General features: G+C 43.8%; 5 protein-coding genes. 4 read left to right on the forward strand and 1 reads right to left on the reverse strand.

Annotated features, from left to right (window positions below):
- Window positions 1-215 precede the first annotated feature (215 nt).
- The gene (locus DW036_RS01040; protein WP_187374537.1) at window positions 216-4121 is read right to left on the reverse strand and encodes a response regulator; all 3906 of its coding nucleotides are present in this window, start codon (window positions 4119-4121) and stop codon (window positions 216-218) included.
- A gap of 260 nt (window positions 4122-4381) precedes the next feature.
- Here DW036_RS01040 and DW036_RS01045 point away from each other — a divergent pair, with 260 nt between their 5' ends.
- The 4 genes from DW036_RS01045 to DW036_RS01060 all read left to right on the forward strand — a co-directional run bounded on the left by DW036_RS01045 (window position 4382) and on the right by DW036_RS01060 (window position 13476).
- Window positions 4382-7594, forward strand: a complete 3213-nt coding sequence (locus DW036_RS01045) for a TonB-dependent receptor (RefSeq protein ID WP_118460618.1) — start codon at window positions 4382-4384, stop codon at window positions 7592-7594.
- Between the two features lie 19 nt (window positions 7595-7613).
- Window positions 7614-9431, forward strand: coding sequence for a RagB/SusD family nutrient uptake outer membrane protein (locus tag DW036_RS01050; protein ID WP_118461144.1), 1818 nt, complete (start codon window positions 7614-7616; stop codon window positions 9429-9431).
- A 119-nt stretch (window positions 9432-9550) separates the two neighbouring features.
- Complete coding sequence (locus DW036_RS01055; RefSeq protein WP_187374538.1) at window positions 9551-11134, forward strand: sulfatase; 1584 nt, start codon at window positions 9551-9553, stop codon at window positions 11132-11134.
- 26 nt (window positions 11135-11160) lie between these two features.
- Complete coding sequence (locus tag DW036_RS01060) at window positions 11161-13476, forward strand: glycoside hydrolase family 20 protein (RefSeq protein WP_118460622.1); 2316 nt, start codon at window positions 11161-11163, stop codon at window positions 13474-13476.
- The last annotated feature ends 14 nt before the right edge of the window (window positions 13477-13490 follow it).

Consider the following 13490-nt stretch of genomic DNA (forward strand, 5'->3'; position numbering starts at 1 on the left):
AAAGCTCATTGTATTATGACATATTCAAGCCGCTTTCTTCCTTTCATGTATCTTCTTTAAGCAGGTATAGTTAATCCTGTTTGTTTCATGCCTTGAAACAACTTGTTTCATTGCTTGAAACAAAGTGTTTCACACCGAGAAACAAACTGTTTCAAGGCATGAAACAAACGGTTCCCTGTGGCGAAACAGACGGTTTCACCTTGGGAACCGATTCTTCAGGAGCGTTCTTCCTTATATTGCGTTGGGGAGCAGCCCATGTATTGCTTGAATACCGTGCTGAAATAGCGTGCTGTAGAGAAGCCTGTCTGGTCGGCTATTTCGTTGATGCTAAGTGAAGTGTGGTTAAGCAACCAGGTAGCCCGTTCTATTCGCAGCTTCGTGATATAATCGTTGGAACCCATTCCTGCCAATGCCTTCAGCTTATTGTAAAGTCCTGCGCGACTGATGCCCAGTTCCGTACAAAGGAACGATACTCCCAACTGTGGATTATCCAGATTCTCGGAAATCAGTTTGTTCAACCGGTTCAGGAACTTTTCGTCTGCCGAACTGAACGTACTTTCCTGAGGCTGGGGCAGCGGTCCGGCTTCCGTATAACGCAGCCGTATCCGTTCGCGATTCTCCAATTGGCTTTGAATCACGGTATAGAGGATATCCACCTCAAAGGGCTTGGTCAGATAAGCGTCCGCACCATTCTTATAGCCAAAAAGCTGGCTTTCCTCATCATTGCGTGCCGTAAGCAGGATAACGGGGATATGGCTGATTGCAAGGTCTTCTTTGATATGTTTACATAACTCATACCCATTCATGCGGGGCATCTGAATGTCACTGACTATAATATCAGGCGAAGACTCATGACAGATACGCAAGGCTTCTTCACCATCATAAGCCACCCGGATTTCTTTGAATTTACCTTTAAGGGCAGAAGACAGATAGTCCGTCAGATCCTTGTTGTCGTCCACAATAAGCAATGTGCAGCTTTGGGTGTCTTCCTTCTTTTGCATGTCGTCAGGAATGCTTTCAACTTCCTGGGTGGGAGCCAGCAGCTCATTCAGATATGCCTGTGGTTGCAGAGTCATCTTGCCCGGTTGTATATCCCGTGGCAGTTCGAACCAGAAGGTGGAACCGGACATATTCCCATGGTCATAGGCACCTATGCTTCCGCCATGCTGCTCGGCAAGAATCTTAGAGTAGGAGAGGCCGATACCTGTTCCGGGGCGGCTGTTGTTGCCTTGATAGAAGCGGATAAACAAGTTGTTTATATCCACATCTTTTAATCCGGGACCTTCGTCGGAGACAGAGATGCGTACACGGCTCTTGTCATCTGACAGGCTGGTGGCTACTTGAATCAGACTGTTCTCAGGGCTGTACTTCAGTGCATTGATCAGCAGATTTATTAATATGGTAGTGCATTTCTCTTTATCAAAGCAAAGAGTGTCTACTGCCGGTTCGGGACTATATAGGATGGAGATGCCTTTTAACTGGGCTTCCGGTCTGAAATCTGCTACAAGCTGTTCTATCCATGGGGCTAATTCCACAGTTTCTGCGTGCAGGGTACTTTGTCCTACCTCCATTTTGCGTACGTCCAGCACCATATTCAGGAGGTTCTTCATGCGCCCGGACTGTTTGCTGATACTTTGGATAACCGGATATTTGTCGTCTTCCGGAGATAGTGATTTCAGTAATTGCTTTAACGGGGCATGTATCAGGGTGAGTGGAGTGCGCAGTTCATGGTTGATATTGATAAGGAAACGTACTTTCTCTTCATATACCTGTTGTTCGTGTTCCTTCATAGCCCATTTCAGCTTGTTTTCTTTGCGACGCAACAGGGAGAAGAATGCCAGTATGATGCCTGAAACTATCAATATGAAACATACACTGATAAACCAGATGGATTTATACCACGGCGGTAATACTACGAGTTCCAGAATCTGATAATCTTCACTCCATCCTCCTGTACGGGTACTACAGGAAGCCATTACTTGGTAGGTTCGTGCAGATAGTCCGCTTAATGTCAGTTCCGGCTGGTATGAGTAAATAACTTGTCCCTCCATGCCGCGTAGGGTATAACGATACATTGGTTTGCGGAAGATATCTTTATCGTGGGCAATGATTTTAATGGTGATGGGCTTGCTCTGCTCTTCCACTTTTAATCTCCGTCCGGTGCTCATTTGGGTATTCATACGTTCTCCGCCTACCGATACATCCGCCAGTTCAAGAATGGGAGGAGCGGTAGGTTCGTCAGGGAGTTGTTTATTGATGCAAAGCATACCGTTGACACCTCCCATATAAATGTCACCCTGTGTTGAGAGTATACGGGGTTTTTCCAGATATTCGTTCAAGATGATTCCGTCTGATTCTCCGTAAAGAATAAATTCTCCCCTTTGAATCAGGTGGGCGAATAGTTTGCTGTCCGCTCCTATCCAGACGCGTCCTCGCTGATCGCAAATTAGCGAATTAATTTCATAAATCAGACTATTGGGAATATTGATGCATTGTTTTTTTTCCATGGAATAGTAACTGAGCCCGTAATTACTTCCAATCCAGAAAAGCCCGTTTTCATCGGTAGATATAGAATTGAATATGGTATCACCTTTGCAGCTGTATAATGTTTCTAACTGATTCTTTCTGGAATCTATCTGGTAAATCCGTTTGAAATCATGTAGATAGGAAACGAAACCATTCTGACATATAGGCAGGAGACTGCCGACGATGTCCTGACCAGGTTTGTCGAGGGAAACAGGTGTGAAATCTTTCCGGGCTAAATGATAGCTATAAGGTATTTCTGATAGTAACAATATGGTTTCCGGTGTGTTCCGGAATATATTAACTGTTTTTCCCCGTTTGCATAAAAGGGCGTCTATGCTATCGTTGATGATAATAAGTGGTTGGTAACTTTCGGTTTGTTTATCGAAAAAGAATAACCCTTTACTGAATAAAGAAACCAGAAGATGCCTTTGGTCTATACCTGTGATGGAAGATACTTTATCTCCCCAAGTGGAGAGTACATGGTGGAATTTTTTTGTGCCAGGATTAAAGCGGTTGATTCCACCGCCGTCTGTTCCAATCCATATATCTTCTTTTTCATCCTGATAGATGCTGAGTGTTGACTTCTCACTGAGCCCGTATTCAAATCCGGGTAATGCGTCCGAATAAATTTTCATTCCCGCTTCTTTGATGTGTATCAAACCGGCACGCACACTACCTGCCCACATATTATTATTGGAGTCGGTGTATAAATAAAGAATCGAATTGGCAGGTAGCGAATACGGATCTCCAGGAACCCGTACAAGAACCGACATGGTATTATCTTCTGGATTCAGGATATAAATGCCGGAACCATCTGTACCTATCCATATCTGCCCGTCACGTTCGGCTAAAGAAAGTACAACATTCGTCTGCAATTGGGAGTTTGTGGTATCATAAGAGTGAAGAAGCTTGCCGTTCCGGTCGTAGCATTTCACACCCTGATGGTAGGGAGCTACCCATATATTTCCATCTTTGTCGATGAGAGTAGCTATCAGTTCGTTACTTTCGAAAGGTACGGGATGGGTTCGTCCCGTTGGAAAATCAATGAGTAGTGCACGACTCCATCGGTTGGTGCACATCAGGGTCTGATCGTCCCATTTCTGGAGGCTGGTAATGTTATACTTATTATTGGTAAGGGCACACAGGAATCTGATTTGGTGATTGGCATAGTCATACTTATATAATTTGCCGTTTCCACCGAATAATACACCATCTTCCCAAGGACAAATAGAGGTCGCTATTACCGGATTATTATCTTCATCGCGTGCCTGCCGGAATTCATCTTCCTGATAATTGTAGTAGAAAAGCCCTTTGGGAGTAATGGCCCAAATGGTATTTTCTTTGTCTTCAATGATGTGAGTGATATTATCGTGGAGGTATTTCCTGAGTTCATAGCCATCAAAACGTCCAATACCGGCTCTTGTTCCAATCCAGACATACCCTTTCTCATGGCTCACTACCAGACAGCGAACCGAAGAAGACAGACCGTTCTGTGTACTTATCTGTTGGAAAGCATACTGGGTATTTCCTGCCACCTTGTATGAAAGGGACAGTAACAGGGATAATAGTAATGTGGTTAACAAGGTTTTTCTCATGGGTATTGTGGATAGGTTGGAGCAAAAATACTCTTTTGTTGCGAACCGCACAATACTATTTGCATGAAATTACTTGGAAATAAGCTCCAAATTTATCTACTTCGCCTCCAGTTTTGACTATTATTTGTTTTTGCTGTCCGGATAGTCAATTTTAGACCTGGAAATAGTGAATCTTGTACAGGTGCTCTTTTGCTGTCGTTTTATATTTGCATCACAAATCAATGTTAACGATAGTTTATAACTAATTTAAATTTAATTCTATGAGACAGAAATTATTGAATGTATTTCTGGTATGCCTGCTCTGTTTGACATCTACTGCCGCTGCTTTGGCACAGCAAACGATTAAGGTGACAGGTAAAGTGATTGACAGCACTAATGAAGGTGTACCTGGTGTCAATGTACAAGTAAAAGGAGGGTCTTTAGGAACCATAACCGATGTGGATGGTAACTATAAGATCGATGTTCCCAACTCTAAATCCGTATTAGTATTTTCTTTTATCGGTTATGAAACTCAGGAAGTTTCTGTGGGAAATAAGACCGTAATAAATGTATCATTGAAAGATGATACGCAAGTGTTGGATGAAGTAGTGGTAGTGGCCTACGGTACAGCCCGTAAAGGTGATGTAACCGGTGCGTTAACCAGCCTGCGTCCTGATCCGAACGATGCGGCTAAGGCTACTTCTCTTGATAACTTATTGTCCGGTAAAGTGGCAGGTTTGGTCGTTAATTCAACCTCTTCGGCCGTCGGTTCCGCTTCTTCGGTTACTATCCGTGGTGCCAGCTCACTCCGTGGTGACAACCAGCCGCTGTATGTCATAGATAATGTACCGCAAGCTTCAACAGGTGAATTTGCTTCTTCAGGAATCAGCGGTGACTTCCAGATTAATCAAGATCCGTTGTCATCTTTGAACCCTGGCGATATTGAAGATATTACTGTTTTGAAAGATGCTTCTTCAACCGCTATCTACGGTTCGCGTGGTGCCAATGGTGTAATTCTGATTACCACTAAGAAAGGTAAGGCTGGAAAAGCTAAAGTCAATGCTTCGGCTACGTTTACGATTGCCAATACTACGAATCTGTTGGATATGATTAACTTGGAAGAGCATGCTAATTATGCAAATAGCAGAATTCAGGATGGCCTTGTTCCATTTCATATTGTAGGCGACCAGGTAAGATATGTATTCAATGGTTCTTACGACAAATATGATGCTAATAATCCCGAAACTTACAACGTTGTAACCTACCGCAACTGGCAGAAGGAAATCTATACTTCGGCATTCTCACAGAATTATTCTCTGTCTTTGAATGGTGGATCGGATAAGATTACCTATTATATATCTGCCAATTTCAAGGACATCAACGGTACGGTAAAGCAGACTTCTTTGAAGCAGGGTGACTTACGTGCCAACCTGAGCGCAGAAGTATCAAAAGCTGTAAAGATTGACCTGTCTTTGAGTGGTGCGCTTCGTCAAAATGATATGATGGCAGGTGGTAATACATTGGGAGGTTCTACCGGTGCTATTTCACGTACGGCATTGGACTATGCTCCATTTGAAATGCCGGAAGGTGACCCCAGCTTTAATAATGAGAATAAGACAACTGTTTTCAGTTGGTTGAATGATTATGTAGACGTAACAGATGATAAAACTTTCAAAGCCAGTCTGGACCTGACCTGGAAAATTAACAAGTTCTTCCGTTATAACCTTCGTACCGGTGGTAACCTGAATATCAACGAGCGCAAGCGTTGGTACGGTTTGCAACTTTACCAAGGTATGAACAACCAAGGTTTGCTGGCCTTGTCAGATTTGAATAAGAATAATGTTTCCGTTGAGAATATCTTGAATTACAGTACGAAGCTCAAGTCCTTCGCAACTTTGGATGCTACGGCCGGTGTTACTTACGAAGATTATAACTTCCTGAACAAAAATACTACTGCCAATCAATTCACTTTCTTTGAAATGCGTGAGAATGGTCTTCACATGGCAGGTAATGTAAACAATGCCCAGCCTATCCAGAAAGATTACCAGTTGGTTTCCTATCTGGGACGTGCTAATCTTTCCATTCTCGACAAGTACTTGATTACTGCTTCTTTCCGTGCTGACGGTTCCAGTAAATTTGCTAAAGGTAATCGTTGGGGATACTTCCCGTCTGCATCGTTGGCATGGCGTATGGAACAGGAAGAGTTTATGAAAAATATCTCTTGGTTGAGCCAGTTGAAGATTCGTGTGAGCTATGGTGTTACCGGTAATCAAAGTATTGATCCGTATTCTACCTTCTCTATGTATGGTTCTAATTCCAATCTTTATTATGCTGATGGTTCCGGCAATGCCCAGACAGCCTTTACGGTAACCAACTTGTCAAATAACAGCTTGAAATGGGAAAAGACAGCTTCATGGAATGCCGGTTTAGACTTCGGTTTGTTTAACTCACGTCTGAGTGGTACTCTCGACGTGTATCAGAAGAAGACTACTGATTTGCTTATTTCCAGAACTCTGCCGGGTTCTGCCGGATTTGCTTCCACTTATTATAATCAGGGATCAATGAAGAATAATGGTGTTGAACTCTCTCTGAACGCACAGATTATTGATAAGAAAGATTGGAAGTGGAGCGTAAGCGGTAACATCGGTTTCAACAAGAGCGAGATTGCCGAGTTGGGACTTCTGCCATCTGACTTTGGTTTCCTGGGTGAGAAAGTAGGATATTATGGTAATTCGATAGGCGACCACTTCGGTGTAGGTCACGTCTTTCTGGAAGGTGAAGCTCCGGGTTTATTCTTCGGATATGTTACACAGGGTATCGTACAACCGGAAGATATAACAGAACAAGGTGTGAAATATACCAAAAAGGACGGCACAGTTGGTTATTACCAGACATTCAATAAGGTTACTCCGGTAGCTGGTGATATTAAATTTGTAGATAGTGATGGAGACGGTGATGTAAATGTAAACGACCGTGATATTATCGGTGATCCGAATCCTGATTTTACATACGGTTTCTCTACAAGTATTTCTTGGAAAAACCTAAGTCTGTCGGCTGCATTTACCGGTGTACAGGGTAAAGATGTTCTGAATACCAACAACCGCTATATTAACACGCCGGGGACTAGATCCAATAATCTCACCCGTAAAGCTTATCAGAATATGTGGACAGAAAGTAATCATTCCAACCTGTATCCGAGTTCCACATTCGTTATACAGAATTATGTTATGGACCGCTATGTGGAAGATGCCAGTTATCTGCGTTGTGCTGACATTACTCTGAACTATGTATTGCCGAAAATGTGGATGAGTAAGATTGGTTTCCAGAATGCTTCGGTTTATGCTTCCGTTAAGAACGCATTTATTATTACCAACTATAGTGGCTACGACCCTGATGTAAACTTTTTCGGTTTCGACGGTCTTCGTCCAGGCGTAGACATGAGTTCTTATCCAACTCCGCGTTCGTTTATATTCGGCTTAAACTTGACTTTCTAATATTAAAAACATGAAGAATATGAAAAGATATAAATATTATATACTGTCTTTGGCTGTATTGTGCAGCTTTTCAGCCTGTGACTCTTTACTGAATGAAGATCCCTTGTACTCTCAGAATAGCAATATTGTTTTCCAGACCGAAGATAATGCAGAATTAGCCCTGTTGGGGTGCTATGGTTATATGTCTGCCCCTAATGCTTACGGACAGATGTGGCAGGAAGCTCCTATTGTAGCTTCGGGTCTTGCATGGGCACAACGTCCTGAGGATTTGAACTCGCTGAATACATTGGCTGCCAATAATTTGGTATCCTTGGCTTGGGGAGGTATGTACAAGGCGATAGCCGAAATAAATGCTTTCCTGGAAAGTATTGATAAGAGCGGTCTGAGTGCAGCAGTCAAGACTCAAAAGGGTGGTGAAGCTAAATTTTTGAGAGCATTGGCTTACTATAATTTGGTTTCCACTTTTGGTGATGTTCCTTTGAAAACGGTTGCTTCTTCTTCCGAAGGTATTTCTATTGCCCGTTCACCCCGTGAAGAGGTGTTCGCACAAATCATACAGGATCTGACGGATGCTTTGTCTATTTCTGAAAAATCAGCAGTGGGACGCGCTAATTCCTGGGCTGTAAAGGCTTTCCTGGGTAAAGTGTATTATAAGATGGCTGTTCTGGGTATAGATGCTGCCGCCAATTGGCAGAATGCAAAAAATATGTTTGATGCAGTATACGCAAGTCATGTTTATTCGTTGGAACCTAAGTATGCCAATTTGTTTGGTGAATATGTGTCAACCTCTAAGGAGTCTATCTTCCAGATGAACTATTCAACCGGAAATGCGAACGGTTGCTACAATCGTGGTAGTAACCGCTTTGCTCCTCAGGCTTCTACCAGTGGTATCAACTGGAGTACGTATCGTGTAGCTAAGTTCGCTTATGATATGCATGAAGGTACTTACCCGGGAGATCCCCGTATTGATGTTAACTTCTTGACAAAGTGGAGAGCTCGCAATGGTAATAATCAAGCTAATCCGAAACCACAGGTGGGGACTGCGCTTTGTGCTAACGATTCTGTATGTGCATACCCTTATTGGAAAATCAAATATACTGATGTTACAGTGCCCGGATCGAATAATGTGAATCTGGAGGTTATTGCCAAGATGCCTTATGCAGACTTTCCTAATCCGAAGAACCCGAGCCTTAATGTTTGTGACAACTATGAGACTACGCACGGAGCATCTCCATATAATTCTACAGTGGCAAAAGCGGTAAATGACTTTGCAAAGGTGGGTAATGCTGAGAAGTGGCCCTACTTCGGTAAGTTGTATGACCAGACACAGACAGGTACGATGGCTCACAAAAACCTAATGGTATATCGTTACGCCGAGATGTTGTTACTGATGGCTGATGTCTACAATGAACTGGGTGATACTCCGAAAGCTATCAGCCTGGCCAATGAAGTACTGGCCCGTGCCCGCAAATCCGGAGCCGTTTCTTCTGCACAACCTGCAGACTGGTCAGCATCACTTACCAAAGAACAGGTTACGGAAAAATTGTATTTTGAGCGGATCATCGAGCTTTGCGGCGAACCCAGCATTTACGATATGGTACGTATCCGTGGTACGGTATACTTCAAAAAGTTCCTGGAACTGAATACTACTCATGAACTGACCATATTGGGAGAAAAGAATTATACTTCAAGTGTAAACAACTTTGCAGATCGTCTCCTGAACAATGGTAGCCTGACGGATGACTTCCTGAAAAAGAATTTGCTTCTGCCGATTCCTACCAGTGAAATAGATGCTAATCCGGGCCTCACGAATAACGATAATAACTTTGGTTATTAATCATCCGGAATCTATAGAGTTTACAATAGGTTATTAGATTTTCCCGGATGCGGGGTGGGAGTTGTCTTCCACCCTCGCATTCCACATTCGGATTTTTAAATATTTAATTAGATTCGATTATGAACACGATACAATCAGGATTGCTTTTTTCTCTGACTGGTGCCGCTGCTGTGGCATCCATGACTTCATGTACTTCACAAAAGAAAGCTGAGGAACAAAAGCAATATAATATAGTATACATCATGACGGATGATCATACGGCCCAGATGATGAGCTGTTATGACCACCGCTACATGGAGACGCCGAACCTGGACCGCATCGCTGCCGACGGAGTACGCTTCACGAACAGCTTTGTGGCTAACTCTCTGAGTGGTCCCAGCCGTGCCTGTATGATTACGGGCAAGCACAGTTGTGCCAATAAATTCTACGACAACACCACTTGCGTATTCGACGCTTCGCAGCAAACCTTCCCCAAACTTCTGCAACAGGCAGGTTACCAAACTGCGCTTATCGGCAAATGGCATCTGGAAAGTCTACCTACCGGTTTTGACTATTGGGAGATCGTGCCCGGACAAGGTGATTACTATAATCCTGATTTTATCACTCAGGACAATGATACGATACAGAAGCACGGTTATGTGACTAATATCATCACCGATGATGCTATCGACTGGATGGAAAATCAGCGGGATACAAATAGGCCGTTCTGTATTTTAATTCATCATAAAGCGATTCATCGTAACTGGTTGGCAGATACCTGCAACCTTGCACTTTATGAAGACAAGACCTTCCCGCTGCCGGACAATTTCTTCGACGATTACGAAGGACGTCCTGCCGCTGCCGCACAGGAAATGAGTATTGTGAAGGATATGGATATGATCTATGACCTCAAAATGCTACATCCGGACAAAGAAACCCGGTTGAAGTCTCTTTATGAAAAATATATCGGCCGGATGGATGAGGGTCAGCGTGCTGCATGGGATAAGTTCTATGGTCCTATCATCGATGATTTCTATAAAAAGAATCCGCAGGGTAAAGAACTTGCCAACTGGAAGTTCCAGCGCTATATCCGCGATTACATGAAGACTGTGAAATCTCTGGATGATAATGTAGGCCGTGTGCTGGATTATCTGAAAGAGAAAGGATTGCTGGATAACACATTAGTTGTTTATACTTCCGATCAAGGTTTCTATATGGGTGAGCACGGATGGTTCGACAAGCGTTTCATGTATGAAGAATCCATGCATACACCGCTGATTATGCGTTTGCCGAAAGGTTTCGACCGTAAAGGAGACATCGAAGAGTTGGTACAGAACATTGACTATGCACCCACATTCCTGGAACTGGCTGGCGTGAAGGTGCCCAAAGATATTCAGGGACTTTCCCTGGTTCCATTACTGAAACGCGAAAAACCTGAAAACTGGCGGAAATCTCTGTACTATCATTTCTATGAATATCCTGCTGAACACATGGTGAAGCGTCATTACGGGGTACGTACAGAACGTTACAAGCTGATTCATTTCTATAATGACATCGATGAATGGGAATTGTACGATTTACAGGCCGATCCGACCGAAATGCGTAATATCTATGGACAACCGGGTACGGAAGACATTGTGAAGGAACTGAAAACCGAGCTTACGGCATTGCAGGAACAATACAATGATCCGGTACGCTTTTCCCCAGAGAGAGATAAAGAATAATTCATATTATCAAACGCTATGACCCTATGAAATATATATATACAGTACTGCTTTGTCTGTTCCTGGCAGTAACAAACATTCAGGCTGATAACTTGACACAACCCTTTTCATTAGTTCCCTGCCCGGTGAGTTTAGTACCGGGCACGGGTAACTTCCACTTCTCTGCTAAGACGAGTTTCGCAGTAGAGAATGAAGGACAAGCTGAGCAGGTGCGCCAGTTCACCGGACTTCTTACCCGTGCGGCAGGTTTTACTCCCCGCATAAAGGTAGATAGTCGGAAAGGTGATGTCTGTCTGGTGACGGACGCTACCTTAAAAAGTGAAGCTTACAAACTGGAGATAACGGCTAAGAAGATAACCATTCGTGCCTCCGATTTGCAAGGTTTTTATTATGCTTTTCAAAGCATCCGTCAATTACTTCCCTCTGCGATTGAAAGTGAACAAGTGACGGAGAACGTCGATTGGATTGTTCCGGCACTGACTATCATCGACCAACCCCGTTTCGGCTATCGGGGACTATTGGTAGATGTGGCACGTTTTTTCTCCCCCAAGGAAAATTTGTTGCGCATTATCGATTGCATGGCGATGCTGAAGTTGAACAAGTTACATCTGCATCTGGTAGATGACAATGGCTGGCGTATTGAGATCAAGAAATACCCCTTGCTTACAGAAATAGGATCATGCCGTGTAGACCGTCCGGGCAAGACATTCCCCGAACGCCGTAATCCCCGTCAGGGTGAACCTACTGTGGAAAAAGGATTTTATACGCAGGATGAAATCCGCGAGATCGTACGCTATGCTCAGGAACGGCATATCGAAGTGATCCCGGAAATAGAAATGCCGGCACATAGTAATGCTGCATTGGCTGCTTACCCTTTGCTGTCCTGTCCGGTAGTGGATAAATTTATCGGTGTATTACCCGGTTTAGGCGGGAATCATGCGGATGTTATCTTTTGTGCAGGAAACGACAGTGTATTTACTTTCTTGCAAGATATTCTGGATGAAGTACTCGAATTGTTTCCCTCAAAATATATCCATTTAGGTGGTGATGAGGCGAGAAAGACACATTGGGAAGAATGTCCGTTGTGCCAGGCACGAATGAAAGCGGAGAATTTGGAGAATACAGAAGAATTGCAAGGTTATTTCATGGCACGGGTAGCACGGTATGTGCAGAATAAGGGACGTGAAGTGATAGGATGGGATGAACTGACGAATGCCAGAATCCCCGAAGGGAGCATTATCCTTGGATGGCAAGGTTACGGACAAGCTGCACTGAAAGCTGCCGAATTGGGTCACCGCTTTATCATGACTCCTGCCCGGATATTGTATCTCATCCGCTATCAAGGTCCTCAATGGTTCGAACCTATTACGTATTTTGGAAATAACACCCTGAAAGATGTCTATGACTATGAACCTGTGCAGAAAGACTGGACACCGCAGGCTGCATCTCTGCTAATGGGTGTTCAGGCGTGTATGTGGACAGAGTTCTGTAACTCCCCGGCAGATGTGGACTACCTGCTTTTCCCTCGCTTGTCGGCATTGGCGGAAGTTGCCTGGACGAAGCCTGTACGCAAGAACTGGGTCTCTTATCTGAAAGCTATGGACCACTTTAATGAACACTTGGCTGCAAAAGGCATTGTCTATGCCCGTTCCATGTATAATATACAGCAGACTGTAACTCCGAAAGAGGGTCGTCTGCAAGTAGAATTGGATTGTATTCGCCCTGATGCACAGGTGCGTTATACAATGGATGGTAGTGTACCGACTGCACAATCCTCCCTTTATACAAAACCGTTGATGCTTACAGAGGCCAAAACAATTAAGGCAGCAACCTTTGCCGGAAACGAGCAATTGGGACAAATGCTGGAGTTGCCTGTCATCTGGAATAAAGCGACGGCAAAGCCTGTTAAGAGTGCCGGTACAGGAGATCTTTATATGCTGACAAACGGGATACGGGGAAGTCAGAAATATACCGATCTGGAATGGTGCTCCTGGATGAAAAGCGATACGGTTACTTTCACCCTCGACCTGAAGAAACCGGAATTTGTGAATAAACTAACATTAGGCTCTATTACGAATTATGGCATGGCAGTGCATAAACCTGCTGAAATAGAAGTTTGGATTTCGGGTGATGACAAGGAGTATCGCAAAGTGGGTGAGTGCAGCTACACAAAGAACGAAATCTTCCGTGAAGGTGTATTTAGAGAAGATATCCCGTTTGAAATAGGGACAGAGGCACGTTATGTTCGTGTAGTAGCCCGTGGAGCAGGAGACTGTCCTTTCACGCATGTACGTCCGGGACAGGAAGCGAGGATATACTTTGATGAGATAATAATAGAATAGAAAATTAGAAGAAT

The sequence above is a fragment of the Bacteroides sp. AF39-11AC genome (assembly GCF_003474285.1).
Taxonomy (GTDB): Bacteria; Bacteroidota; Bacteroidia; order Bacteroidales; family Bacteroidaceae; genus Bacteroides.